Raw genomic sequence first — 24,148 nt, 5'->3', positions numbered from 1 at the left:
CGGGCAGGCTGGACTCAGCGCCAGTTGTACAGTTCCTTGTCGGTGACCTTGCTCATCTCCACCGCCTGCTCGCGGTAGGCCTTCATCGAGGCCCAGATGCGGCCGTTCAGCTCGTTCTGCGCGGCCAGTTGGTCGAGCACCTGCTCGGACTCGTGACGCATGGCGGCCAGCACCTCGTCGGGGAAGCGCTTGAGTTCGGTGCCCTGCTTCTTCAGCTCGCCGAGGGCCTTGGCGTTGTTGAAGGCGTACTCCTCGAGCATGACCTGCACGGAGCCGCGCGCGGCTTCCTCGACGATGGCCTTGAGGTCGGCCGGCAGGCTGTCCCAGGCCTTCTTGTTGATCAGCAGCTCGATGACCGCCTGCGGCTCCTGCCAGCCCGGGAAGTAGTAGTACTTGGCGGCCTTGTGGATGCCGAAGGCCAGGTCGTTGTACGGGCTGACCCAGTCGGTGGCGTCGATGGCGCCGGTCTGCATGGCGGTGAACACCTCGCCGCCGGGCAGGTTGACGGTGGTCGCGCCCAGGCGGTTGTAGACCTCGGCGCCGAGGCCCGGAGTGCGGATCTTCAGGCCCTTGAGGTCTTCCAGGCTGTTGATTTCCTTGTTGAACCAGCCGCCCATCTGCATGCCGGAGTTGCCCGCGGCCAGCGGCTTGACGCCGAACGGCGCATAGGCCTCGTCCCACAGCGCCTGGCCGCCGCCATGGCTCAGCCAGGAGTGCATCTCCATGGTCGACAGGCCGAAGGGCACGGCGGTGAAGAACTGCGCGGCCGGGGTCTTGCCCTTCCAGTAGTAGGGGGTGGTGTGGGCCAGCTCGGCGGTGCCCTGGGACACGGCGTCGAACGCCTCCAGCGGCGGCACCAGTTCGCCGCCGGCGTAGACCTTGACGGTCAGGCGGCCGCCGCTCATGGCGTTGACGCGCTGGGCGAAGCCCTCGGCGCCGGTGCCCAGGCCGGGGTAGTTCTTCGGCCAGGAGGTGACCATCTTCCAGGTGAAGGTCTGCGCCGGCGCGGCCGCCGGCTGCGCGGCGCCCTGTTGCGCGGCGGGTTCGTCCTTGCAGCCGGCCAGACCCATGGCGGCCAGCAGCGCTGCGGCAGCGCCGAACAGTTGGCGACGATTCATCGGGTGTTCTCCCTTGCTCGATGGGGCCGACGGGCGGCCTTGTTGGTGTTGTTGTATGGAATGCCGCGCTAGAGCGCTTCCAGCTTGGCGTAGGACAGCATCAGCCACTTGCTGCCCTCGCCGTCGAAGTTGACCTGCACGCGCGCCTGCGCGCCGGAGCCCTCGTAGTTGAGGATCACCCCCTCGCCGAACAGGGCGTGGCGCACGCGCTGGCCGAGGGCGAAGGCGGTGTCCGGCACGCCGGCCCCGGCGAACGGGCTGGCCACGCTGCTCTTGCCGGCGTAGGGGCGGCTGACGCTGCCGGCCAGGCGCACCTCGTGGACCAGCCCCGGCGGAATCTCGCGGACGAAGCGCGACACCTTGTTGTAGGTCTCGCTGCCGTACAGACGGCGGGTCTCGGCGTAGGTCAGCACCAGGCGCTGCATGGCGCGGGTCAGGCCGACGTAGGCGAGGCGGCGCTCCTCCTCGAGGCGGCCGGGCTCCTCGAGGCTCATCTTGTGCGGGAACAGGCCTTCCTCCATGCCGGCGAGGAACACCAGCGGGAACTCCAGACCCTTGGCGCTGTGCAGGGTCATCAGCTGCACGCTGTCCTCGCCCTCGTCGGCCTGGGCGTCGCCGGCCTCCAGGGCGGCATGGTCGATGAACGCGGCGAGCGGCGACAGCTCGTCCTCGCCGCTCTCGAACGAACGCGCGGCGCTGACCAGCTCCTCGAGGTTGTCGACGCGGGTCTGGCCCTTCTCGCCCTTCTCGGCGAGATGGAAGGGGATCAGCCCGGTCTGCTCGATCACCGTCTGGGTCAGGAGGTGCAGCGGCATGTCCTCGACGCGCAGGGCGAGGGTGTCGATCAGCTCGACGAAGGCGTTCAGCGCGCCGGCGGCGCGGCCGGGCAGCAGCTTCTGGCCGACCGCCTGGTGCAGGGCGCGCCACAGCGACAGCTGCTGGCTGCGCGCCACCTCGCGGAGGATCTCCACGGTCTTCTCGCCGATGCCGCGCGGCGGCAGGTTGAGCACCCGCTCCAGCGCGGCGTCGTCGTCGCGCTGGCGGATCAGGCGCAGGTAGGCCATGGCGTTCTTGATCTCGGCGCGCTCGAAGAAGCGCTGGCCGCCGTAGATACGGTAGGGAATCTTCTCCCTGAGCAGCGCTTCCTCCAGCACCCGCGACTGGGCGTTGGAGCGGTAGAGGATGGCGATCTCGCGGCGCTGCAGGCCGTCCTTGCGCACGGCGTCCTGGATGCGCTCGACGATGAAGCGCGCCTCGTCGTGTTCGTTGAAGGCGGCGTACAGGCTGATCGGGTCGCCTTCGTCACCCTCGGTCCACAGCTCCTTGCCCAGGCGCCCCTGGTTATTGGCGATCAGTGCGTTGGCGGCCTTGAGGATGCGTGCGGTGGAGCGGTAGTTCTGCTCCAGGCGGATGGTCTCGGCGTCGGCGAAATCGCGCTCGAACTGCTGGATGTTCTCGATGCGCGCGCCGCGCCAGCCGTAGATCGACTGGTCGTCGTCGCCGACCACCATCAGGCTGGTGCCGGCGCTGCCGCTGGGTGCGGCCAGGTGGCGCAGCCAGGCGTACTGCACGGCGTTGGTATCCTGGAACTCGTCGACCAGGATGTGGCGGAAGCGCTGACGGTAGTGTTCGAGCAGGCCCGGGCTGTCGCGCCACAGCTCCAGCGAGCGCAGCAAGAGTTCGGCGAAGTCGACCACCCCGGCGCGCGCGCAGGCGGCCTCGTAGGCGCTGTAGATGTTGAGCATGGTGGCCAGGTACAGGTCGCCGGCCGGCTGGATGTGTTGCGGGCGGATGCCCTCGTCCTTCTGGCCGTTGATGAACCACTGCGCCTGGCGCACCGGCCAGCGCTGCTCGTCGAGGCCCAGCTCGCGGATCACCCGCTTGACCAGACGCTGCTGGTCGTCGGAGTCGAGGATCTGGAAGTTCTCCGCCAGCCCCGCCTCCTGCCAGTGGGCGCGCAGCAGGCGGTGGGCGAGGCCGTGGAAGGTGCCCACCCACATGCCGGCCGGGCTGCTGCCGAGCAGCTGCTCGATGCGCGCACGCATCTCGGCGGCGGCCTTGTTGGTGAAGGTGACCGAGAGGATCGAGTGCGGCCCGGCGCCCTCCACCTCGATCAGCCAGGCGATGCGGTGCACCAGCACGCGGGTCTTGCCGGAGCCGGCGCCGGCCAGCACCAGCTGGCGGCCGAGCGGGGCGGCGACCGCCTGGCGTTGGGCATCGTTGAGGGAACTGAGCAGAAAGGATAGGTCTTCGCGCATCGCGGCATTCTAGCGGTCGGGGCGAAGACGCGGCAAACTCTGGCCTGGCCGGAAGTGCCGGCCCACCGACGCAGGGAGAGCTGGCGCACATGTCCGGGACGATACGACAAGAACAACAGCACAAGTTGCGCCCATGACCTTTCTCTTCTCCCCCGATGTCCAGCCGCCGGCCATCGACCCCCAGGCGGTACGCCAGCAGTACGCCGTGGCGATCGATGCCGCCCTGACCCGCCAGCTGTATCGCGGTTCGCGCCTGCCCAGCCTGCTGATGCTGCTCGGCGGCCTCAGTTGCGTCGTCCTGCTCTGGGACCAGCAGCGCACCGGCATGCTCGCCGCCCTGCTCGGCTGGCTGGGCCTCTTGGTCGGCCTGCGCCTGTGGCAGACCCGCACCTTCCAGCGCGCCCCGGCCGAACGCCAGGCCGACCCGATGTGGCGGCTGACCCTGCTGCTCGGCGCCGCCGCCTCGGGGCTGACCCTGGCGCTGGCCGGCATCCTGCTGATGCCGCTGGCCGAACCGCTGCAGCAGGCGCTGGTCTACGGCCTGCTGGCCGCCGCGACCATCTCCGCCAGCGTGGCCTACGCCGCCAGCCTGCGCGCCTTCCTCGCCTTCGCCCTGCCGGCGCTGCTGCCTTCCAGCCTGTCGCTGCTCGGCAGCGACGACCTGCAGCTGCGCGGCTGGGGAGTGTTCGGCCTGCTCCTGCTGCCGGCCCTGCTGGTCAGCGCCTGGCAGATCAACCGCGCCTGGCAGCGCAACCTGCTGCACCGCTTCCAGAACCAGTCGCTGCTGGAGTTCCAGGAGCAGGCGCGCAAGGCCAGCATGCGCATGAACCAGGAACTGGCCAGCGAGGTGCGCCAGCGCCAGCAGGTCGAGGCCGAGCTGCGCACCGCGCAGCGGGCGCTGGAGGAGCGGGTCAGCGAGCGCACCCGCGCGCTCAGCGAGAGCGAGCAGGCGCGCCGCGCCGAGGAGGCGCAGCGGCGCTTCCTCGCCAGCCACGATCCGCTGACCGGGCTGGCCAACCGCAGCCTGCTGCTGGAGAACCTCGACGCCGCCGTGGCGCGGGTGCGCGCCGCGGGCGGCGAACTGGCCCTGCTGCACCTCGACCTCGACCGCTTCAAGCTGCTCAACGAGAGCCTCGGCCACCAGGCCGCCGACAGCATCCTCTGCGAGATGGCCCAGCGCCTGCGCGCCAGCCTGCCGCAGGCCGACACCATCGCGCGCATCGCGGTGGACGAGTTCGCCGTGCTGCTCGGTAGCGGCGGCCCGGCCGGCGAGCTCGAGCCGCTCGGCCGGCGCCTGCTCGCCGTGCTGCGCCAGGGTATCGAGGTCGACGGCCAGGAGATGGTGGTCGGCGCCTCGCTGGGCATCGGCCTGCTGTCCGTCGCCGGCGACCCGGCCAGCCTGTTCAGCCAGGCGAGCATGGCCATGCGCCACGCCAAGCAGTTGGGCGGCAACAACCTGCAGTTCTACCGCAACAGCCTGCGTACCGGCAGCCGCGAGCGGCTGCTGCTCGAGGCGCAGCTGGACAAGGCGCTGGAGCGCAGCCAGCTGGAGGTGTTCTACCAGCCCCGCCTGACCCTGCGCAGCGAGCGCCTGCACGGCGCCGAGGCACTGGTGCGCTGGCGCCACCCGGAGTTCGGCCTGCTGTCACCGGGGGGTTTCATCGGCCTAGCCGAGGAGACCGGGCAGATCACCGCCATCGGCGACTTCGTCCTGCGCCAGGCCTGCCGCCAGGCGCAGGAGTGGCGGCAGAGCGGGCTGGCCGAGCTGCGCGTGTCGGTGAACGTCGCCATGACCCAGCTGCGCCAGCCGGGCTTCGTCGCGCGGGTCGCGGCGATCCTCGCGGAAACCGGCCTGCCGGCGCACCTGCTGGAGCTGGAGCTGACCGAGAGCCAGCTGGCCGACAACGTCGAGACCCTGGCCGGGCAGTTCCGCGAGCTGCGCGCCCTCGGCGTGCGCCTGGCGATCGACGACTTCGGCACCGGCTATTCCTCGCTCGGCTACCTCAAGCACCTGCCGGTGGACGTGGTGAAGATCGACCGCACCTTCATCCGCGAGCTGGACGCCGGCGAGGGCGGCGACGCGGCGATCACCCGGGCGATCATCGCCATGGCCCACAGCCTCGGCCTGCAAGTGGTGGCCGAGGGGGTGGAGCGGCCGGCGCAGCTGGAGTTCCTGCGCGAGCACGCCTGCGACGAGATCCAGGGCTACCTGATCAGCCACCCGGTGGAGGCGCTGACGCTGGCCGGGCTGCTGGACGCGCAGAAACCCAGGGTCAGCGCCCTCGCCTGAAGCGCGCGGCTGAGCCGGCGCCGCCCCGGGGTGCGCCGGCTCAGCCGCGGGTGCTGCCGCCGTCCAGGTGACGCATCAGCAGCGCGTACTGCAGGTCGACCTCCTCCGGCACCGGCAGGTAGACCACATGGCCGTCGCCCGGCGCCACCGTGGCGCTCTCGCCCTTCTTGTCGAGCATATGCTCGAGGCGGAAGTTGAGGTTGCCCTGCGGGCTCATCAGCTCGAGCAGGTCGCCGACCTGGAAGCGGTTCTTCACCGTCACCTCGGCCAGGCCGTCCTTGCGCACCCCGGTGAACTCGCCGACGAACTGCTGGCGCTCGGACAGCGAGTAGCCGTGCTGGTAGTTCTGGTATTCGTCGTGCACGTGGCGGCGCAGGAAGCCCTCGGTGTAGCCGCGGTGGGCCAGCGATTCCAGGGTGTCCATCAGCGACATGTCGAACGGCCGCCCGGCCACCGCGTCGTCGATCGCCTTGCGGTACACCTGGGCGGTGCGCGCCACGTAGTAGTGGCTCTTGGTGCGGCCCTCGATCTTCAGCGAGTGCACGCCCATCTGGGTCAGGCGCTCGACGTGCTGCACGGCGCGCAGGTCCTTGGAGTTCATGATGTAGGTGCCGTGCTCGTCCTCGAACGCTTCCATGTACTCGCCGGGACGGTTGCTTTCTTCCAGCAGCATCACCTGGTCGGTGGGCGCGCCGGCGCCGAGGGTCGGCTCGACCGCCGACGCAGCGGCGCCCGACGCAGCGGCGCGCGGATCGATCTGCATCACCGGGATCGGCTCGTGGACGTGGACGACGTTGCCCAGCTCGTCCTCCTTGCCCTCGTGCACCTTGTACTCCCAGCGGCAGGCGTTGGTGCAGGTACCCTGGTTGGGGTCGCGGTGGTTGAGGTAGCCGGACAGCAGGCAGCGCCCGGAGTAGGCCATGCACAGCGCGCCGTGGACGAACACCTCCAGCTCGATGGCCGGCACCTGCTCGCGGATCTCGGCGATCTCCTCCAGCGACAGCTCGCGGGAGAGGATGATGCGGCTGACGCCGATGCGCCGCCAGAACTCCACCGAGGCCCAGTTCACCGCGTTGGCCTGCACCGACAGGTGGATCGCCTGCGCGGGGAAGTGGTCGCGCACCAGCATGATCAGCCCCGGGTCGGACATGATCAGCGCGTCCGGCCCCATCGCCACCACCGGCTCGAGGTCCCGGATGAAGGTCTTCAGCTTGGCGTTGTGCGGGGCGATGTTGACCACCACGTAGAACTTCTTGCCCAGCGCGTGGGCCTCGTCGATGCCCAGCTTGAGGTTGGCGTGGTCGAACTCGTTGTTGCGCACCCGCAGGCTGTAGCGCGGCTGCCCGGCGTACACCGCGTCGGCGCCGTAGGCGAAGGCGTAGCGCATGCTTTTCAGCGTGCCGGCGGGGGAGAGCAGTTCGGGACGGAAGGCGGTGGTCATGGCGCGGCAGACTCGCAGGGCGTCGGAAAAACGCAGCATTTTACTGTGGATTGCCGGCGAATGCGCGCCCGCCCGCCAGCGGCGCGACGGGCGCGGCCTTGCCCCGGAGCGCGGCGCTGCCTAGAGTCGCGCCCCTCGACAGCGTGGAGTGAGACCCAAGATGCGCAAACCGGCCAGACGGAAACCGGCCCGCAAGAAACCCGCCAACCGCCTGCTGCAACTGGGGATCGCCCTGCTGGCGGCGCTGGCCGCGGCCTTCCTGATCCCGCCGCAGGCCCCGGACAGCTTCCAGGCAGCCAAGCGGATCGCCCGCGACATCCACGGCGAGCGGGGGCAGACCTTCTACTGCGGCTGCGCCTACCAGGGCAACCGCGTCGACCTGGCCAGCTGCGGCTACCGCCCGCGCAGGAACGCCCAGCGCGCCGCGCGCATCGAGTGGGAGCACGTGGTGCCGGCCTGGGTGATCGGCCACCAGCGCCAGTGCTGGCAGCAGGGCGGGCGCGACCGCTGCAGCGAAAGGGACCCGGTGTTCGCCCGCGCCGAGGCCGACCTGCACAACCTGGTGCCGGCCATCGGCGAGGTCAACGGCGACCGCAGCAACTTCCCGTTCACCGACCGGCTGTCCGCCAGTCCCGGGCAATACGGCCGGTGCGGGATGGTGATCGACTTCCGCAGCCGCCAGGCCATGCCCCCCGAGGCGACTCGCGGCGCCATCGCGCGCACCTACCTGTACATGCACGAGCGCTACCAGCTGCGCCTGTCCAAGCAGGACCGCCAGCGCTACGAGGCCTGGCACCGCCTGCACCCGGCCAGCGAGGCCGAGCGCAGGCGCAACCAGGCGATCGCCTGCAAGATGGGCTGGGGCAATCCGTACGTCGGCGAAGTGGCGCTGTGGCGCTGCGGCTTCGGCCGTCTCGGCGAGGTGGCCGGCAGCGCGCTCGGCATCGCCGGCTCGCTGGCCGAGGCGGCTCTCCGGCGCTGAGCACGGCGCGGGCCGGATGCCCGCGCGCGCCGTTTGCCGTATAAGGGAGACTGGAATTCCCCACGCCACAACGAGCACCGCACAAACCGATGAAAACCCCGAAACGCCTTGAGCCGCTGGTCGAGGACGGCCTGATCGACGAGGTCATCCGTCCGCTGATGAGCGGCAAGGAAGCGGCCGTGTACGTGGTGCGCTGCGGCAACCAGCTGCGCTGCGCCAAGGTCTACAAGGAAGCCAACAAGCGCGGCTTCCGCCAGGCCGCCGAATACCAGGAAGGCCGCAAGGTGCGCAACAGCCGCGACGCGCGCGCCATGGCCAAGGGCAGCAAGTACGGCCGCCGCGAGCAGGAGGAGTCCTGGCAGAACGCCGAGGTGGCCGCGCTGTACCGCCTGGACGGCGCCGGCGTGCGCGTGCCCAAGCCCCACGACTTCCTCGACGGCGTGCTGCTGATGGAGATGGTCGCCGGCGCCGACGGCGATGCCGCGCCGCGCCTCAACGACGTCGAGCTGACCGCCGAGCAGGCCCGCAAATACCACGCCTTCATGATCCGCCAGGTGGTGCTGATGCTCTGCGCCGGCCTGGTGCACGGCGACCTCTCCGAGTTCAACGTGCTGCTCGGCCCGGACGGCCCGGTGGTGATCGACCTGCCGCAGGCAGTGGACGCCGCCGGCAACAACCATGCACTGCGCATGCTCGAACGCGACGTCGCCAACATGAACGCCTACTTCGGCCAGTTCGCCCCCGAACTGCGCGAGTGCAAGCATGCCAAGGAGATGTGGGCGCTGTACGAAGCCGGCAAGCTGACGCCGAGCAGCGTGCTGACCGGCGAGTTCGACGAGCCGGAGGAAGCCGCCGACCTCGACGCGGTGCTGCGCGAGATCGAGGCCACCCTGGCCGACGAGGCGCGGCGCAAGGCCGCGCTGGAAGCGGCCGACGCGCCGGCAGTACGCGAGGAACCGACGCCGCCGTGGCTGCGCGGCTGAACGGCGGGACTGCCGCCGCCGGCACGGGGCGCAGAAAAGCCACGGCCCGCCGGATGGCGGGCCGTGACGGCAAGGCCGGGCGTCAGGCCGCGGCGGCGTCCTTGAGGATCACGTAGAGCTGATCCTTGAGGTTGAGCTTCTCCTTCTTCAGGGTCTCGATCTCGGCATCGGTGGCCAGCTCGATGCGCGCCTCGAGGTTCTTGATGCGCTGGTCCAGCTCGTTGTGCTCATCGAACAGACGGGTGAAGTGCGCGTCTTCGGTCTTCAGGCGGGTGATCAGGTCGCGATATTCGGGAAACATGCAAACTCCTGGTTCGTGGCTACAGCGAAGGGTCGGGGCGGCCATGACGGCCGCAGCATCGGGAAACCGTGACTTGCTCTTGGCTTCATGGTGGCACCGCCGCGGCCGCGCGTATTGACCGGGATCATGCGCTATCGCGGCGCCGACCGTGCGCCGGCTCGCCGCGCGACTGGACAGCGGGCCCCGGCTCCGGTCAGATCAGCCGGTCAGTTCCGCAACCATGTCATCGAAGGAGATTCCCCATGCAAGGCAAGGCCATCTACGTCCAGCCGGGCGGCGGCTACGACAGGGTCAGCGTCGGCAGCAGCACCGCGGCCGCCCCCGGTCCGGGCGAGATCAGCGTGCGCCTGCACGCCAGCTCGCTCAACTACCACGACTTCGCCGTGGTCAGCGGCATGTGGGGGCCGAGCGAGCCGCGCATCCCGATGGCCGACGGCGCCGGCGAGGTGATCGCCGTGGGCGCCGGGGTCGACGAGTTCGCCGTCGGCGACTCGGTGGTCAGCACCTTCTTCTCCGACTGGCTGGACGGCGAACCGCAGGTCGAGGGCTTCGCCACGGTGCCGGGCGACGGCATCGACGGCTACGCCCGCGAAGTGGTGACCGCCCGCGCCAGCGCCTTCACCCGCGCGCCGCGCGGCTGGAGCCACGCCGAGGCGGCCACCCTGACCACCGCCGGCCTCACCGCCTGGCGCGCACTGATGGCCGACGGCGCGCTGCAGCCGGGCGACACTGTGCTGGTGCAGGGCACCGGCGGCGTGTCGATCTTCGCCCTGCAGTTCGCCAAGCTGGCCGGCGCCACGGTGATCGCCACCTCGTCCAGCGACGCCAAGCTCGAGCGCCTCGCAGCCATGGGCGCCGACCACCTGATCAATTACCGCACGGATCCGGCCTGGGGCGAGACCGCCCGCGCGCTGACCGGCGGGCGCGGCGTCGACCACGTCATCGAGGTCGGCGGCCCGGCCACCCTGGCGCAGTCGATGGCCGCCGCGCGGGTCGGCGGGCACATCGCGGTGATCGGCATCCTCAGCGGGGTGGCCGGCGAGCTGCCGCTGGTGCCGGCGCTGCTCAAGCAGCTGCGCCTGCAGGGCGTGCTGGTCGGCAGCCGCGCCCAGCAGCAGGCGATGGTCCGCGCCATCGACGCCAACGGCCTGCGCCCGGTGATCGACCGCCGCTTCGCCCTCGAGGAAATCGTCGAGGCGTTCCGCTACCAGGAAAGCAACCGGCACTTCGGCAAGATCTGCCTGGAGTTCTGATTGCTGCGGCGCTCCGCAACCGCGGAGCGCCGTTCAGGTCCAGCCGTAGCGCAACAGATGAAAGAAGATCGGCGCGGCGAAGCACACCGAGTCCAGGCGGTCGAGCATGCCGCCGTGGCCTTCGATCATGTGGCCCCAGTCCTTCACGCCGCGGTCGCGCTTGATCGCCGACATCACCAGGCCGCCGAAGAAGCCGAGCAGGGTGACCACCAGGGCGACCGCCAGCGCCTCCCAGAAGCCGAACGGGGTGATCCAGAACAGCGAGGCACCGACCAGGGTGGCCAGCGCCACGCCGCCGGCGAAGCCTTCCACGGTCTTCGACGGCGACAGGTGCGGGGCGATCCTGCGCCGGCCGAACAGCTTGCCGCAGACGTACTGCAGCACGTCGCTGAGCTGCACCACCAGCACCAGCCAGGCGATCAGCAGCAGGTTGCGCCCCGCGTAGCCGGGGATGTCGAGGGTCAGCAGCGCCGGCACGTGGGAGATGCAGAACACCGCGATCATCATCCCCCACTGCACCTTGGCGGTGCGCTCGAGGAAGGCGGTGGTGTCGCCGCCCAGCGAGGCGAGGATCGGCAGCAGCAGGAACACGTAGACCGGGATGAAGATCGAGAACAGTCCGTACCAGTCGTGGGCGATCAGCAGGTACTGGGCGGGCAGCACCAGGTAAAAGGCCGCCGCCAGCGCCGGGTAGTCGCTGGCGCGGGTCGGCGTCAGGGTGATGAACTCGCGCAGGGCGCAGAAGGAGATGGCGGCGAACAGGCCGATCACCGCGCCCTGGCCGAGCCAGAAGGCGCCGCCGAGCACCGCGACCATCACCCACCAGGCGTTGATCCGCGCGTTGAGGTTGTCGATCACCGGGCTGGCGGCGCCGCGGCTGCGCCACTTGAGGACGAAGCCGATCAGGGAGGCCAGCGCCAGCAGGGCGCCGATGCCGGCGAACAGGGTCAGGGTGTCGCGGTCCATGTCAGTCGGCCTCCGCAGCCAGTTCGAGCAGGGCGTCGCGGGCGCGGGCGAGGAAGGCTTCCTTGCTCTCGTCGGCGCCGATGCTCAGCGGCGCGCCGAAGCTCACCGTGCACAGCAGCGGCAGCGGCAGCACGCGGCCCTTGGGCATCACCCGGTTGAGGTTGGCGATCCACACCGGCACCAGCTCGACCTGCGGGCAGGCCCGGCCGAGGCGGTACAGGCCGCTCCTGAACGGCAGCAGCTCGTCGGTCAGGTTGCGGGTGCCCTCGGGAAACAGGATCAGCGAGTCGCCGGCGTGCAGTGCGGCGAGCAGCGGCTCGAGCGGGTTGGCGGCGGAGCTGCGCTCGCGGTCGACCAGCACGCCGTGGAACACCCGGTGGATCAGGAAGCGGCGCACGGCGTCGCGCTGCCAGTAGTCGGCGCCGGCCACCGGACGGGTACGCGCGCGCAGGGCCGGCGGCAGCGACGACCACAGCAGCACGAAGTCGGCATGGCTGCTGTGGTTGGCGAAATAGATGCGCTGGCGCGCCTCGGGCAGGCAGCCGCGCCACAGGCTGCGCGCGCCGGTGAGCAGGCGGGCGAAGCCGATGATCAGACGGGCCAGCAGACGCTGCGCCGGGCCGCTGGGCGGGCGCGGCGGCGGCGGGGCTGGCGGCAGGTCTTCGCCGCTGGGCGGGATCGGGGTGTCGTTCATCGGCGTGCTCCTTGCTGCGACGGCTCGGCGCTCAGGCCGGCGGTGACTGGCGTGCGGCCTCGACGACGCCCTGGCGCACGCGGTTGACCAGGGTCAGCAGCAGCAGGGCGGCGATCAGCAGCAGCAGGGGGTCGAGCCAGGCCGGCGGCAGCAGGCCGGTGGCCACTCCGGCGCCGAGCACGCCGAAGGCGAAGGCGCGGTCGCTCTTGCCCATCGGCCCGTCGTAGCGGCGGCTGGCGCCGGCCAGCGGGCCCATCGCCCCGGCGTATTCGGCGAGCAGCGCCAGCAGGGTCACCAGCACCACCCACAGCGGGCTGACGCCGGGCAGCAGGGCGAACGGCAGGAACAGCGCGCTGTCGGCGATCACGTCGCACAGCTCGTTGAGGTAGGCGCCGAGGTGCGATTGCTGGCCGAACTCGCGGGCGAGCATGCCGTCGATGGCGTTGAGCGCCATGCGCAGCAGCATCCACAGCGGGATCAGGGCGAACAGCCAGACCTGGCTGGCGCAGGCGGCGAGCAGCGCGCCGAGCGCCACGGAGATCGCCGCGGCGGCGAGGGTCACCTGGTTGGCGGTGACGCCACGCGCGTGCAGGCGCTGCACCGTGGGGCGCAGCAGCGCCTGGAAGCGCGGCTTGAGCTGGTAGATCGAGGGCATGGCGGGGTCCGTTGCCGGAGGCGTCCTTGGGATGGAGCCACGATAGCCGGCCGGCCGGGGCGGCGTCCACGAACTGCGTCAGCCCGCGGGTCGACTCAGATCACCAGTACGTCGCTGCGCGCCTGGGTGAGGATGTGGCGGGTCACGCTGCCGAGCAGCAGTTCCTCGAGAACGCCCTGGCCACGCTTGCCGATGACGATCAGCTCGCTGCCGTGCAGCTGCTGCTGGTCGAGGATGTGCACGCTGGCGTCGCCGTGCAGCACCAGGGGCTGCACCGCGTCGGCCGGCAGGCCGCTGGCGGCGACCAGCTCGGCCATGCGCGCCTCGGCCTCGCGCCGGGCGCTGGCCGTCAGCGCGGCCAGCTCCGCCTCGCCGACCCCGGCGTGGCGCAGGCGGCCCTCGAAGGGCACCTCGAAGGCGTGCAGCAGGAGCAGCTCGGCCTGCGGCGCCAGCGCGCGGGCCATGGCGATGGCCTGGCGCGAGCGCGCCGAGAAGTCCACCGGCAGCAGCACCTGCCGGTAGGCGTGCGCGGCCGCGCGGCGCACCACCAGCAGCGGGCGGCCGGTCTTGCGCAGCACGCGCTCGGTGGTCGAGCCGAGCAGCAGATCGTGCACCAGGCTGGCGCCGCGCGCGCCGAGCACCAGCAGGCCGGCGTCGAGGGCATCGGCCTCGCTGGCGATCTCGGCGGCCACCGCGCCGCTGCCCAGGTGCAGCTCGGCGTCCACGCCGCAGCGCTCGTGCAGCGCGGCGCCGAGCCCGCGCAGCTCCTCGCGCGCCTCGTCGAGCAGGCGCTGCTGCAGGTCGCCGGGAGCGGCGCCGAACAGCTGGCGCAGGGTGTCCAGTGCGCCGCTGCTGACCACGTGCTGCAGCACCAGGCGGGCGCCGCCGTCGGCGGCGAGCCGGGCCGCGCGCTCGGCGGCCTGGCGCGCCGGGGCGGAAAGGTCGGTGGGCGCGAGCAGGGTATGCAGACGGATCATGGGCGTTCTCCTTGTTGCCGGCGATCTCGGCCGTGGCGGACGGCCACCTGCCGCGACCATAGCACGGATGCCGCGCCGCCCGGTGCGCAAGGAGGGGGAGGGGAAATGGCCGTGCCTCGCGCCCGGGAGGCACGGCCTGCAGCGCGTCAGGCGGCGGCGATCACGTCGCCGTGGTTCTCCGGCTCGATCAGCGCACGGTGCAGCGCGGCGATGGCGGCGGCGTAGTCCTCCTCGTTGACCACGCACTGCATCTCCACCTGGCGGATCGACTGGTGCAGCGCCTGGATGCTGATGCCGGCCTCGGCCAGCGCGCTGGCAGTACGCGCGAGGATGCCCTTGACCTTGAGGTTGGAGCCGATCGCCGAGACGATGGCGACGTTGTGCACGGTCACCTCGGCGGCCGGGTAGCGCTCCTCGACCAGCTTGGCGGCGCGGTTGATCAGCTTGCGCGAGCCGGTGACGTAGTAGGTGATGCTGTTGGCGTCGGAGTCCTTGTTGACCACGTACAGCTTGAGCTGCTTGAGCAGCTTGCTGACCTCGATGTCGTGGTCGGGGTCGCCGAGCATCTCTTGGTCGAATACCTCGAGGCCGAACACGTCCTTGCGCCCGGCGATGATCTCCACGCAGGGCCGTGCGCTGCAGTAGTCCTGGCTGATCAGGGTGCCGGCGTGCTCGGGCTCGAAGGCGTTCTTGATGCGCAGCTGGATGCCGGCGCGGCGCAGGGTGCGCGCGGCGCGCGGGTGGATCGCCTCCATGCCGAGGTTGGACAGCTGGTCGGCGACGTCGTAGTTGGTGCGGCCGATGGTCACCACCTTGTCGACGCCGACCAGGTTGGGGTCGGCGCTGCTGAGGTGGAACTCCTTGTGGATGATCGCCTCGCGGGCGCCGGTGGCGGCGGCGATCTGGGCGAAGGTGATCTCGCTGTAGCCGCGGTCGAAGGTGTTCATCAGGCCTTCGGCGCAGTGCGCGTAGCCGGTGGCGATGACCAGCTCGCGGGACAGGTCGATGCCAGCGAAACTGGCGCGGATCATCTCCTCGAACGGCAGCGGGGTTTCCATCTGCCAGCCGCTGAGGTCGACCAGGCGCGCGTTGACGTCGCGCTGCTGGAGCGCCAGCACGCTGTTGAAGGCGCTGTGCGCCTCGCCGAGGGAGGCGAGCATCTCGCGCACCTTCATCAGGTTCTCGGTGAGCTGGAAGTGGCCGTAGCTGCACAGCTTCTGCAGGCTGTCCATGCAGTCGCGGGCGTCGTCGATGCGCGAGCCGATGAAGGCGTCGGCGGCGGCCTGCTCCGGTGTGCCGGCGAACAGCTCGGCGTTCTTGGCCAGCATGCGCGCACGCACGTCTTCCAGGGCCTCGCGCCAGGCGCCCTCGTTGTGGGCATCGGCGAAGCGCTGGTAGACGCCCGGCTCGCCGGTCTTCTTGTGTTCGAGCAGCAGGTTGGTCATGCCGCTGTAGGCCGAGACGACGAAGATGCGCTGGTACAGGGCGTCGCCCTGGCGCTGGCCGATGAAGATGTTGTCGAGGAGTTCCTCGAAGCGGCTCATCGAGGTGCCGCCGATCTTTTCTACGGTATGCATGTTCTTAAGGCGTTGGCGTCGTGGACGAGCGGCTCCGCCGGGGGAAGCCGCGGGAATGATGGCGGGGCAAGGGTAGCACGGCACTGCGGCGCCCGGCTGCAGCGCCGGTCAGCCGCCGCGCGGCCGTCAGTCGTGCCACTGCCGGCCGGCCAGCTCGAGCAGGCTGTGCGCCTGCTCCGGGCCGGTCGAGCCGGCCGGGTAGGGGCGCGGCTTCTGGTAGTGCTGGTGCCAGCCGTCGAGGATCGGGCTGACCCAGCGCCAGGCGGCCTCGACCTCGTCGCGGCGCATGAACAGGGTCGGGTCGCCCTCGATGACGTCGAGCAGCAGGCGCTCGTAGGCGTCCCAGCGGCGCTGGCGGGAGAAGGCGGTGGCCAGGTTGAGGTCGAGCTCGACCGGCTCCAGGGTCATGCCCTTGCCCGGGGTCTTGGCCAGCAGCTGCAGGCTGATGCGCTCCTCCGGCTGCAGGCGGATCAGCAGGCGGTTGGCCTGCTCGGCGGCGCCGGGGAACAGGCGGTGCGGCACCGGCTTGAACTGGATGACGATCTCCGAGCACTTGCGCTTGAGGCGCTTGCCGGTGCGCAGGTAGAAGGGCACGCCGGCCCAGCGCCAGTTGTCGATCTCCGCCTGCACGGCGACGAAGGTCTCGGTGTCGCTGTCGTTGTCGACGTGCTTCTCGAAGTAGTAGGCCGGCACCTCCTGGCCGCCGATGCGGCCGCTGGCGTACTGGCCGCGCACGGTCTTGTCGCGCACGTCGAGGCCGCTCAGCGGCTTGAGCGCCTGGAGAATCTTGACCTTCTCGTTGCGCACCGCCTCGGCGTCGAAGCGCACCGGCGCCTCCATGGCCACCAGGCAGAGCAGCTGCAGCAGGTGGTTCTGCAGCATGTCGCGCATGGCGCCGGCCTGGTCGTAGTAGGCGCCGCGGTTCTCCACGCCGAGGGTCTCGAGCACGCTGATCTGCACGTGGTCGATGTGCCCGGCGCGCCACACCGGCTCGAACAGGGCGTTGGCGAAGCGCAGCGCCATCAGGTTCTGCACCGTCTCCTTGCCCAGGTAGTGGTCGATGCGGAACACCTGCGACTCGTCGAACACCTTGCCGATCGCCCCGGTGATCGCCAGCGCCGACTCCAGCGAATGGCCGATGGGCTTCTCGAGGACGATGCGGGTGTCGGCGCCGGCCAGCCCGGCGACGGCCAGGTGGGCGGCGATGGGGGCGAACAGCTGCGGCGCGGTGGCTAGGTAGTAGATGCGCGCCCGCGCGCAGGTCTCGCCCAGGCGGCGCGCCAGGCGGCCGAACTCGGCGCTCTGCGACACGTCCATGGCGAAGTAGTCGAGGCGCGCGGCGAAGCCCTGCCAGGTGTCGGCGTCGAAGTCGCTGCGGGCGATCTGCGCGCGGCAGCGGCGCTCGGCCAGCGCGCGGTAGGCGTCGCGGTCCAGCCCGGTGCGGGCCAGGGCGAGGATGCGCAGATCGGCGGGCAGGCGCTGCTCGCGGTGCAGGTGGTAGAGTGCCGGCAGCAGCTTGTGCAGGGCCAGATCGCCGGTGCCGCCGAACACCAGCATGTCGCAGGGAAGAACGGGAGAGGGGGACGGCACGGGGAATTCTCCGATGCGGTTTGCCTGGGCGCTGGCGCAGTTCTTGTAGTATAACTACAAGGTCACTACCTCCGGCTTTGGCCGATCATAACCCGAGTCCGCCCCGTGAATCTGTTGCAACACATTGCCCAATCCCGCTCCCTGCTGCGCAAGTCGGAGCTCAAGGTCGCCGACTACGTGCTGCAGGACCCGGCTTCCGTCATGCACAGCTCGATGGCCGACCTCGCCCACGAGGTCGGCATCAGCGAGCCGACCATCGTGCGCTTCTGCCGCGCCATCGGCTGCACGGGCTTCCAGGATCTCAAGCTCAAGCTGGCGCAGAGCCTGGCCGCCGGCGCCAGCTTCGGCCAGTTCGCCATCCACGAGGAAGACTCGCTGGCCGACTTCAGCCTGAAGATCTTCGACACCACCCTGCACACCCTGATGGAGGTGCGCGAGCACCTCGACATGCAGGCGCTGGAGCGCGCGGTCAACGCCATCGCCAACGCCTCGCGCGTCGAGTTCTACGGCTTCGGCGCCTCCGGCGCGGTGGCCGCCGACGCCCAGCACAAGTTCTTCCGCCTGCTGCTGACCGCCGCCGCCTACTCCGACCCGCACATGCAGGCGATGAGCGCGGTGACCCTCAAACCCGGCGACGTGGCCATCTGCATCTCGCAGTCGGGGCGCTCCAAGGACCTGCTGACCACCGCCAACCTGGTGCGCGAGAGCGGCGCCACGCTGATCACCCTGTGCCCCAGCCAGACCCCGCTGGCCGACCTGGCCACCGTCAATCTGGCCATCGACGTGCAGGAGGACACCGAGATCTACACCCCGCTGACCTCGCGCATCGCCCACCTGGTGGTGATCGACGTGCTGGCGATGGGCGTGGCCATGGCCCGCGGCCCGGACCTGGTCAACCACCTGAAGAGCGTCAAGCGCAGCCTGCGCAGCCTGCGCCTGTCGCCCAAGACCGCCAAGCCGGCCGAGGACGGCCCGGGCGGCGCCTGAGCCGGCCCGGGCCGCCAGCCGTTACTCGAACGGCTGCGGTCGCGGCGTGTCGGCCGCCGACGGCGGCAGGATCGGCAGCGGGAATTTCGGCTGCTCGCCGGTCAGGGTCTTGAGGAAGGCGGTGATCTTGCCGATCTCGTCCTCGCGCAGCTGGCGGCCGAGCTGCAGGCGCGCCATCACGTCCACCGCCTCCTCCAGCTTCCAGTAGGCGCCGTCGTGGAAGTAGGGATAGGTCAGCTCGACGTTGCGCAGCGTCGGCACCTTGAACTTGAAGCGGTCGGCATCCTTGCCGGTCAGCCCGGCGACGCCCTGGGCCGGGTTGTTGGTCAGGTACGGATTGACCAGGCCCATCTTCTGGAACGAGTTGCCACCGACCGCCGGGCCATTGTGGCAGCCGGTACAGCCGACGTCCTTGAACAGGCGGTAGCCGTCCAGTTCGGTCGTGGTCAGGGCGCTCTGGTCGCCGCCCAGCCAGCGGTCGAAGCGCGAATTCGGGGTGACCAGGGTCTTCTCGAAGGCGGCGATGGCATCGGTGATCGCGTCGATGGTGACCTGGTCGGTCTTGTAGATCTGCCGGAAGGCGGCGCGGTATTGCGGGATCGAGCCGACCACGTCGACGGCCAGGTCGTGGCTGAAGCCCATCTCCATCGGGTTGGCGATCGGCCCGCCGGCCTGCGCCTTGAGGTCGGCGGCGCGGCCGTCCCAGAACTGGGCGATGTTCATGCCCGAGTTGAGCACGGTGGGCGAGTTGATCGGCCCCTTCTGCCAGTTGTGGCCGATGGAGGTCGGCAGGTTGTCGCTGCCGCCCAGGCTCAGGTTGTGGCAGGAGTTGCAGGAGATGAAGCCCGACTTCGACAGGCGCGGGTCGAAGAACAGCTGCTTGCCCAGCTCGACCTTGGCCGGTTCGGTGATGCGCGCCGGCTCGACCGGCTGGATGGGTTCGTTGGCGGGGGCCGCAGCCCAGGCGCTGCTGCCGAGCAGCAGGCCGGCAGCCAGCAGGAGGGGTTTGTGCATGGTGCATTCCTCTTCCGATGAGGTTGTCGCGGATTGATTCGCGGCGCGCAGGGTAGCCGAATGCCCTCGCGCTGAACAAGGTCATTGCCGGGAGGCGCAGCTGTCACGCCGGCGTCACCGCGCTGCCGTCAAGCCGTCACTCCTCCTGCGGCATGCTCGAACTCCCTGGATCATTCGCGATGGGAGAGACGCCATGCCCCGCCACCATGCTGTCGCCGCCAACCCCGAAGCCCCGCGCCTGGACGCCAAGGCCCGCCGCAAGCTGGAGGACCAGCGCCGCATGGCCTTCCGCCGGGCCATCGAGCTGTACAACGAGGAGCGCCGCCTGGATCAGGAGATCCACGACTATCCCGAGCTGATCGCCGTCAACTACGTGCGCGCGCTGCGCGCCGAGGCACGCCGCCAGCCCGGCGCCTGACGCCGCTCAGAGGCGCTGGCCGAGGGCGTTGATCGCCGCGCGGTTGGCGCGGATGTACTCGAGGAAGGCGCTGGCCACCGGGCTCAGGTAGCGGTCGCGCGGGTACACCACGCACCAGCTGTGCTGCAGCGGCAGCTCGGCCACCGGCAGCTCGCGCAGGCGGCCGCTGGCCAGCTCCAGGCTCACCGCATGGCGCGGCAGCAGGGCCAGGCCCAGGCCGGCCAGCACCCCGGCGCGCTGCGCCTCCTGCGAGCCGAGCTGCAGGGTCTGGGCGAAGTGGGCGCGCTTGTCGTGGCAGAAGCGCTCGCAGGCCTGGCGGGTGCCCGAGCCCGGCTCGCGCACCAGCAGCGGCCAGGCGGTCAGCTCCTGCAGGGTCAGCGACTCGCGCTGGCACAGCGGATGGCCGGGCGGCGCCACGGCGACGATGTGGTTGGTGAGGAACGGGTTGAACTCCAGGTTCATGCCGGTCGGCACCTGGGAGAGGATCATCAGCTCGTCGCGGCTGACGCCCATGCGGCGCAGCACCTGGGCGTGGCTGGCGACGGTGAGCTGCAGGCCGACCTCGGGGTGCTCACGGCGAAATTCGCCGAACAGGTGGGGAACGAAGTACTCGGCGCTGGACTCCACGGTCAGGCTGAGCAGCCCCTGCAGCGAGCCCTGCAGGTCGGAGAGCTGCATGTCGAGGCTCTCCAGGCGGCCGAAGATGTCGGCGCCGGCGCGGCGCAGCGCCTCGGCGGCGTCGGTCAGGTAGAGCTTCTTGCCGACGTACTCGAACAGCGGCTGGCCGACCAGCTCCTCGAGCTGGCGGATCTGCAGGCTGACCGCCGGCTGGGTGAGGGCCATCTCCTCGGCGGCGCGGCTGTACGAGCGGGTCTCGCACACCGCGCGGAACACCTGCAGCTGGCGCAGGGTGAGACGCATCAGGGACTTGCGCATGGGGGCCTCGGCAACGGGAGAAAGGCACTCGGCAGCGCGCTGCAACCATTCGGCAACCGGGTTGCAACATGTAGCGACGAGCGGCTGGCCGCGACCGGGCGGCCGGCTGCAGCCCAGAAAATCCGGGCGCTCCGCCGATGCATAAGTTGTAGTTTATGCTCAACCTAACAAATATTCATTTTTCTTAATCGACCCCGCGGCGCTAGGGTGAATGCACCTGCGGCCTGACCGGCCGGTCAGCCAGCCCAAGCCGAGGGAGACCTCCGTGATAAGAAAAATCCTCATCGCCAACCGTGGCGAGATCGCCGTGCGTATCGTGCGGGCCTGTGCCGAGATGGGCATCCGCTCGGTGGCCGTGTATTCCGAAGCCGACCGTCATGCGCTGCACGTCAAGCGCGCCGACGAGGCGCACAACCTCGGCGACGAGCCGCTGGCCGGCTACCTGAACCCGCGCAAGCTGGTCAACCTGGCCGTCGAGACCGGCTGCGACGCCCTGCACCCGGGCTACGGCTTCCTCTCCGAGAACGCCGAACTGGCGGAGATCTGCGCCGAGCGCGGGATCAAGTTCATCGGCCCGTCGGCCGAGGTGATCCGCCGCATGGGCGACAAGACCGAGGCGCGCCGCTCGATGATCGCCGCCGGCGTGCCCTGCACCCCCGGCACCGAAGGCAACGTCGCCGACCTCGAGGAAGCCCTCTCCGAGGCCGAGCGCATCGGCTACCCGGTGATGCTCAAGGCCACCTCCGGCGGCGGCGGCCGCGGCATCCGCCGCTGCAACAGCCGCGACGAGCTGGAGCAGGCCTACCCGCGGGTGATCTCCGAGGCCACCAAGGCCTTCGGCAGCGCCGAGGTGTTCCTCGAGAAGTGCATCGTCAACCCCAAGCACATCGAGGCGCAGATCCTCGCCGACAGCTTCGGCAACACCGTGCACCTGTTCGAGCGCGACTGCTCGATCCAGCGCCGCAACCAGAAGCTGATCGAGATCGCCCCCAGCCCGCAGCTGACCCCCGAGCAGCGCGCCTACATCGGCGAGCTGGCGGTCAAGGCGGCGCGCGCGGTCGGCTACGAGAACGCCGGCACCGTGGAGTTCCTGCTCGCCGAGGGCGAGGTGTACTTCATGGAGATGAACACCCGGGTGCAGGTGGAGCACACCATCACCGAGGAAATCACCGGGATCGACATCGTCCGCGAGCAGATCCGCATCGCCAGCGGCCTGCCGCTGTCGGTCAAGCAGGAGGACATCGTCCACCGCGGCTACGCGATCCAGTTCCGCATCAACGCCGAGGACCCGAAGAACAACTTCCTGCCCTCGTTCGGCAAGATCACCCGCTACTACGCGCCCGGCGGCCCCGGCGTGCGCACCGACACGGCGATCTACACCGGCTACACCATTCCGCCGTACTACGACTCGATGTGCCTGAAGCTGATCGTCTGGGCACTGACCTGGGAAGAGGCGCTGGACCGCGGCCTGCGCGCGCTGGACGACATGCGCGTGCAGGGGGTGAAGACCACCGCGCCCTACTACCAGGAAATCCTCCGCAATCCGGAGTTCCGCAGCGGCGTGTTCAACACCAGCTTCGTCGAAGCCCACCCGGAACTGATCAACTACTCGGTCAAGCGCAAGCCCGAAGAGCTGGCCCTGGCCATCGCCGCCGCCATCGCCGCCCACGCCGGCCTGTGAGGAATTGAGCATGAACAAGAAGATCCACGTCACCGACACCATCCTGCGCGACGCCCACCAGTCGCTGATCGCCACCCGCATGCGCCTCGAGGACATGCTGCCGATCTGCGCCAAGCTCGACCAGGTCGGCTACTGGTCGCTGGAAGTCTGGGGCGGTGCCACCTTCGATTCCTGCGTGCGCTTCCTCAAGGAAGACCCGTGGGAGCGCCTGCGCCAGCTCAAGGCCGCGCTGCCCAACACCCGCCTGCAGATGCTGCTGCGCGGCCAGAACCTGCTCGGCTACCGCCACTACAGCGACGACGTGGTCAAGGCCTTCGTCGCCAAGGCCGCGGTCAACGGCATCGACGTGTTCCGCATCTTCGATGCGATGAACGACGTGCGCAACCTGCGCACCGCCATCGAGGCGGTCAAGGCCGCCGGCAAGCACGCCCAGGGCACCATCGCCTACACCACCAGCCCGGTGCACACCACCGCGTCGTTCGTCGAGCTGGCCAAGCGCATGCAGGAGAAGGGCGTCGACTCGATCGCCATCAAGGACATGGCCGGCCTGCTCACCCCCTACGCCACCGCCGAGCTGGTGCAGGCGCTGAAGGCCGAGATCGACCTGCCGATCTTCGTCCACGCCCACGACACCGCGGGCTTGGGCGCCATGTGCCAGCTCAAGGCCATCGAGGCCGGCGCCGAGCACATCGACACCGCCATCTCCAGCTTCGCCTGGGGCACCAGCCACCCGGGCACCGAGTCGATGGTCGCCGCCCTGCGCGGCACCCCGTTCGACACCGGCCTGGACCTGGAGCTGCTGCAGGAGATCGGCCTGTACTTCTACAACGTGCGCAAGAAGTACCACCAGTTCGAGAGCGAGTTCACCGGCGTCGACACCCGCGTGCAGGTCAACCAGGTGCCGGGCGGCATGATGTCCAACCTGGCCAACCAGCTGAAGGAGCAGGGCGCCCTGCACCGCATCAACGAGGTGTTCGAGGAGATCCCGCGCGTGCGCGCCGACCTCGGCTTCCCGCCGCTGGTCACCCCGACCTCGCAGATCGTCGGCACCCAGGCGGTGTTCAACGTGCTGGCCGGCGAGCGCTACAAGACCATCACCAACGAGGTGAAGCTGTACCTGCAGGGCCGCTACGGCAAGGCCCCGGGCGAGGTCAACGAGCAGCTGCGCTTCCAGGCCATCGGCCACGAGGACGTCATCGACGTGCGCCCGGCCGACCTGCTCAAGCCGGAAATGGCCCGCCTGCGCGAGGAAATCGGCGCCCTGGCCAAGTCCGAGGAAGACGTGCTGACCTTCGCCATGTTCCCGGACATCGGCCGCAAGTTCCTCGAGGAGCGCGCCGCCGGCACCCTCAAGCCGGAAGCCCTGCTGCCGCAGCCGGACGCCGCCGGCCGCCCGGCCGCCCAGGAAGGCGTGCCCACCGAGTTCGTGGTCGACGTGCACGGCGAGAGTTACCGCGTCGACATCACCGGCGTCAGCGTGAAGACCGACGGCAAGCGCCACTTCTACCTGGCCATCGACGGCATGCCGGAAGAGGTGGTGTTCGAGCCGCTCAACGCCTTCGTCGGCGGCGCCGCCGGCGGCAAGCGCAAGCAGAGCGCCGCCCCGGGCGACGTCAGCACCACCATGCCGGGCAACATCGTCGACGTGCTGGTGAAGGAAGGTGACGTGGTCAGGGCCGGCCAGCCGGTGCTGATCACCGAAGCGATGAAGATGGAGACCGAGGTGCAGGCGCCGATCGCCGGTACCGTGAAGGCCATCCATGTGGTCAAGGGCGACAGGGTCAATCCCGGTGAAGTACTCATCGAGATTGGAGAATAAGTCCCTTGAGGGGAGCCGAATGGCTCCCCTTTTTTTTGGTTCTTCGCGGGATCGTGGGGAGGAGCGGATTGACAGACAGGGAGCAGGTAAATTGGCAGTCGCCAAACACACCAACGCCTGCCCCCTGCTGTCACCGTGCATCCTATTGATCTTGCTGCTTTCTGGCCAGGCTACGACGTTGTAGCCTGCAGCCATTCCGTCGAAAAAA

General features: G+C 69.9%; 20 protein-coding genes. 8 read left to right on the top strand and 12 right to left on the bottom strand.

Annotated features, from left to right (window positions below; genetic code table 11):
- Positions 1 to 14: 14 nt before the first annotated feature.
- Both RA210_RS13225 and uvrD read right to left on the bottom strand, forming a co-directional pair.
- Positions 15 to 1,118 (bottom strand): TRAP transporter substrate-binding protein, encoded by a 1,104-nt coding sequence (locus RA210_RS13225; RefSeq protein WP_201486754.1) that lies wholly within the window; start codon positions 1,116 to 1,118, stop codon positions 15 to 17.
- A 68-nt stretch (positions 1,119 to 1,186) separates the two neighbouring features.
- Entirely contained in the window at positions 1,187 to 3,376 is a 2,190-nt protein-coding gene (gene uvrD / locus RA210_RS13220; RefSeq protein ID WP_201486753.1) for a DNA helicase II, read from the bottom strand.
- A 133-nt stretch (positions 3,377 to 3,509) separates the two neighbouring features.
- Between uvrD and RA210_RS13215 the strand changes: the two genes are divergently transcribed.
- Entirely contained in the window at positions 3,510 to 5,666 is a 2,157-nt protein-coding gene (locus RA210_RS13215; protein WP_201486752.1) for a putative bifunctional diguanylate cyclase/phosphodiesterase, read from the top strand.
- Between the two features lie 40 nt (positions 5,667 to 5,706).
- Here RA210_RS13215 and trhP read toward each other — a convergent pair whose 3' ends face one another.
- The gene (trhP, locus tag RA210_RS13210; protein WP_136491327.1) at positions 5,707 to 7,107 is read right to left on the bottom strand and encodes a prephenate-dependent tRNA uridine(34) hydroxylase TrhP; all 1,401 of its coding nucleotides are present in this window, start codon (positions 7,105 to 7,107) and stop codon (positions 5,707 to 5,709) included.
- Positions 7,108 to 7,267: 160 nt separating this feature from the next.
- Here trhP and RA210_RS13205 point away from each other — a divergent pair, with 160 nt between their 5' ends.
- Positions 7,268 to 8,089: an endonuclease gene (locus tag RA210_RS13205; protein WP_136491326.1), complete on the top strand. Its 822-nt coding sequence runs from the start codon at positions 7,268 to 7,270 to the stop codon at positions 8,087 to 8,089.
- Positions 8,090 to 8,178: 89 nt separating this feature from the next.
- Positions 8,179 to 9,072 (top strand): PA4780 family RIO1-like protein kinase, encoded by an 894-nt coding sequence (locus tag RA210_RS13200; protein ID WP_136491325.1) that lies wholly within the window; start codon positions 8,179 to 8,181, stop codon positions 9,070 to 9,072.
- Positions 9,073 to 9,154: 82 nt separating this feature from the next.
- On the opposite strand, the gene RA210_RS13195 is transcribed toward RA210_RS13200, so the two are convergent.
- Positions 9,155 to 9,373, bottom strand: a complete 219-nt coding sequence (locus RA210_RS13195; protein WP_136491324.1) for a YdcH family protein — start codon at positions 9,371 to 9,373, stop codon at positions 9,155 to 9,157.
- 242 nt (positions 9,374 to 9,615) lie between these two features.
- Here RA210_RS13195 and RA210_RS13190 point away from each other — a divergent pair, with 242 nt between their 5' ends.
- A complete protein-coding gene (locus RA210_RS13190; protein WP_201486751.1) occupies positions 9,616 to 10,626 on the top strand; it encodes a zinc-dependent alcohol dehydrogenase family protein in 1,011 nt (336 codons plus the stop codon).
- 33 nt (positions 10,627 to 10,659) lie between these two features.
- Here the strand turns inward: RA210_RS13190 and RA210_RS13185 are convergent, their stop codons facing one another.
- The 6 genes from RA210_RS13185 to zwf all read right to left on the bottom strand — a co-directional run bounded on the left by RA210_RS13185 (position 10,660) and on the right by zwf (position 17,052).
- Complete coding sequence (locus tag RA210_RS13185) at positions 10,660 to 11,592, bottom strand: phosphatidate cytidylyltransferase (RefSeq protein ID WP_201486750.1); 933 nt, start codon at positions 11,590 to 11,592, stop codon at positions 10,660 to 10,662.
- 1 nt (position 11,593) lies between these two features.
- Positions 11,594 to 12,286, bottom strand: a complete 693-nt coding sequence (locus RA210_RS13180; protein ID WP_136491321.1) for a lysophospholipid acyltransferase family protein — start codon at positions 12,284 to 12,286, stop codon at positions 11,594 to 11,596.
- 31 nt (positions 12,287 to 12,317) lie between these two features.
- Positions 12,318 to 12,941 (bottom strand): CDP-alcohol phosphatidyltransferase family protein, encoded by a 624-nt coding sequence (locus RA210_RS13175; protein ID WP_201486749.1) that lies wholly within the window; start codon positions 12,939 to 12,941, stop codon positions 12,318 to 12,320.
- A gap of 95 nt (positions 12,942 to 13,036) precedes the next feature.
- Positions 13,037 to 13,918, bottom strand: a complete 882-nt coding sequence (locus RA210_RS13170) for a universal stress protein (protein ID WP_201486748.1) — start codon at positions 13,916 to 13,918, stop codon at positions 13,037 to 13,039.
- Between the two features lie 146 nt (positions 13,919 to 14,064).
- Positions 14,065 to 15,495, bottom strand: coding sequence for an aspartate kinase (locus tag RA210_RS13165; RefSeq protein WP_201486747.1), 1,431 nt, complete (start codon positions 15,493 to 15,495; stop codon positions 14,065 to 14,067).
- Between the two features lie 126 nt (positions 15,496 to 15,621).
- The gene (gene zwf, locus RA210_RS13160) at positions 15,622 to 17,052 is read right to left on the bottom strand and encodes a glucose-6-phosphate dehydrogenase (RefSeq protein ID WP_136491199.1); all 1,431 of its coding nucleotides are present in this window, start codon (positions 17,050 to 17,052) and stop codon (positions 15,622 to 15,624) included.
- Between the two features lie 138 nt (positions 17,053 to 17,190).
- On the opposite strand from zwf, the gene hexR reads away from it, so the two are divergent.
- Complete coding sequence (hexR, locus tag RA210_RS13155; protein ID WP_136491195.1) at positions 17,191 to 18,072, top strand: transcriptional regulator HexR; 882 nt, start codon at positions 17,191 to 17,193, stop codon at positions 18,070 to 18,072.
- A 21-nt stretch (positions 18,073 to 18,093) separates the two neighbouring features.
- Here hexR and RA210_RS13150 read toward each other — a convergent pair whose 3' ends face one another.
- On the bottom strand, positions 18,094 to 19,086 hold the full coding sequence (locus RA210_RS13150) for a cytochrome-c peroxidase (protein WP_136491194.1): 993 nt from the start codon (positions 19,084 to 19,086) through the stop codon (positions 18,094 to 18,096).
- Positions 19,087 to 19,279: 193 nt separating this feature from the next.
- Here RA210_RS13150 and RA210_RS13145 point away from each other — a divergent pair, with 193 nt between their 5' ends.
- Entirely contained in the window at positions 19,280 to 19,504 is a 225-nt protein-coding gene (locus tag RA210_RS13145) for a PA3496 family putative envelope integrity protein (protein WP_201486746.1), read from the top strand.
- Between the two features lie 6 nt (positions 19,505 to 19,510).
- On the opposite strand, the gene RA210_RS13140 is transcribed toward RA210_RS13145, so the two are convergent.
- Positions 19,511 to 20,440: a LysR family transcriptional regulator gene (locus RA210_RS13140; RefSeq protein ID WP_136491192.1), complete on the bottom strand. Its 930-nt coding sequence runs from the start codon at positions 20,438 to 20,440 to the stop codon at positions 19,511 to 19,513.
- A 265-nt stretch (positions 20,441 to 20,705) separates the two neighbouring features.
- On the opposite strand from RA210_RS13140, the gene RA210_RS13135 reads away from it, so the two are divergent.
- Together RA210_RS13135 and oadA are read left to right on the top strand one after the other, a co-directional pair.
- Entirely contained in the window at positions 20,706 to 22,121 is a 1,416-nt protein-coding gene (locus RA210_RS13135; RefSeq protein ID WP_136491191.1) for an acetyl-CoA carboxylase biotin carboxylase subunit, read from the top strand.
- A gap of 10 nt (positions 22,122 to 22,131) precedes the next feature.
- Positions 22,132 to 23,940 carry a sodium-extruding oxaloacetate decarboxylase subunit alpha gene (gene oadA, locus RA210_RS13130; protein WP_136491190.1) on the top strand — a complete coding sequence of 603 codons (1,809 nt, stop codon included), beginning with the start codon at positions 22,132 to 22,134 and terminating at the stop codon, positions 23,938 to 23,940.
- The last annotated feature ends 208 nt before the right edge of the window (positions 23,941 to 24,148 follow it).

Source organism: Pseudomonas sp. OF001, from assembly GCF_904426495.1.
Classification (GTDB): domain Bacteria; phylum Pseudomonadota; class Gammaproteobacteria; order Pseudomonadales; family Pseudomonadaceae; genus Geopseudomonas.
This window is presented reverse-complemented; position numbering and strand designations above follow the sequence as displayed.

What these genes read in the sequence shown, in the direction of transcription:
- RA210_RS13140 (WP_136491192.1), bottom strand. Translation starts at nt 20,440, where the DNA reads ATGCGCAAGTCCCTGATGCGTCTCACCCTGCGCCAGCTGCAGGTGTTC.
- RA210_RS13150 (WP_136491194.1), bottom strand. Translation starts at nt 19,086, where the DNA reads ATGCACAAACCCCTCCTGCTGGCTGCCGGCCTGCTGCTCGGCAGCAGC.
- RA210_RS13200 (WP_136491325.1), top strand. Translation starts at nt 8,179, where the DNA reads ATGAAAACCCCGAAACGCCTTGAGCCGCTGGTCGAGGACGGCCTGATC.
- RA210_RS13190 (WP_201486751.1), top strand. Translation starts at nt 9,616, where the DNA reads ATGCAAGGCAAGGCCATCTACGTCCAGCCGGGCGGCGGCTACGACAGG.
- oadA (WP_136491190.1), top strand. Translation starts at nt 22,132, where the DNA reads ATGAACAAGAAGATCCACGTCACCGACACCATCCTGCGCGACGCCCAC.
- RA210_RS13175 (WP_201486749.1), bottom strand. Translation starts at nt 12,941, where the DNA reads ATGCCCTCGATCTACCAGCTCAAGCCGCGCTTCCAGGCGCTGCTGCGC.
- RA210_RS13180 (WP_136491321.1), bottom strand. Translation starts at nt 12,286, where the DNA reads ATGAACGACACCCCGATCCCGCCCAGCGGCGAAGACCTGCCGCCAGCC.
- RA210_RS13205 (WP_136491326.1), top strand. Translation starts at nt 7,268, where the DNA reads ATGCGCAAACCGGCCAGACGGAAACCGGCCCGCAAGAAACCCGCCAAC.
- RA210_RS13145 (WP_201486746.1), top strand. Translation starts at nt 19,280, where the DNA reads ATGCCCCGCCACCATGCTGTCGCCGCCAACCCCGAAGCCCCGCGCCTG.
- RA210_RS13215 (WP_201486752.1), top strand. Translation starts at nt 3,510, where the DNA reads ATGACCTTTCTCTTCTCCCCCGATGTCCAGCCGCCGGCCATCGACCCC.
- RA210_RS13165 (WP_201486747.1), bottom strand. Translation starts at nt 15,495, where the DNA reads ATGCATACCGTAGAAAAGATCGGCGGCACCTCGATGAGCCGCTTCGAG.
- RA210_RS13225 (WP_201486754.1), bottom strand. Translation starts at nt 1,118, where the DNA reads ATGAATCGTCGCCAACTGTTCGGCGCTGCCGCAGCGCTGCTGGCCGCC.
- RA210_RS13195 (WP_136491324.1), bottom strand. Translation starts at nt 9,373, where the DNA reads ATGTTTCCCGAATATCGCGACCTGATCACCCGCCTGAAGACCGAAGAC.
- RA210_RS13185 (WP_201486750.1), bottom strand. Translation starts at nt 11,592, where the DNA reads ATGGACCGCGACACCCTGACCCTGTTCGCCGGCATCGGCGCCCTGCTG.
- trhP (WP_136491327.1), bottom strand. Translation starts at nt 7,107, where the DNA reads ATGACCACCGCCTTCCGTCCCGAACTGCTCTCCCCCGCCGGCACGCTG.
- uvrD (WP_201486753.1), bottom strand. Translation starts at nt 3,376, where the DNA reads ATGCGCGAAGACCTATCCTTTCTGCTCAGTTCCCTCAACGATGCCCAA.
- RA210_RS13170 (WP_201486748.1), bottom strand. Translation starts at nt 13,918, where the DNA reads ATGATCCGTCTGCATACCCTGCTCGCGCCCACCGACCTTTCCGCCCCG.
- zwf (WP_136491199.1), bottom strand. Translation starts at nt 17,052, where the DNA reads ATGCTGGTGTTCGGCGGCACCGGCGATCTGGCCCTGCACAAGCTGCTG.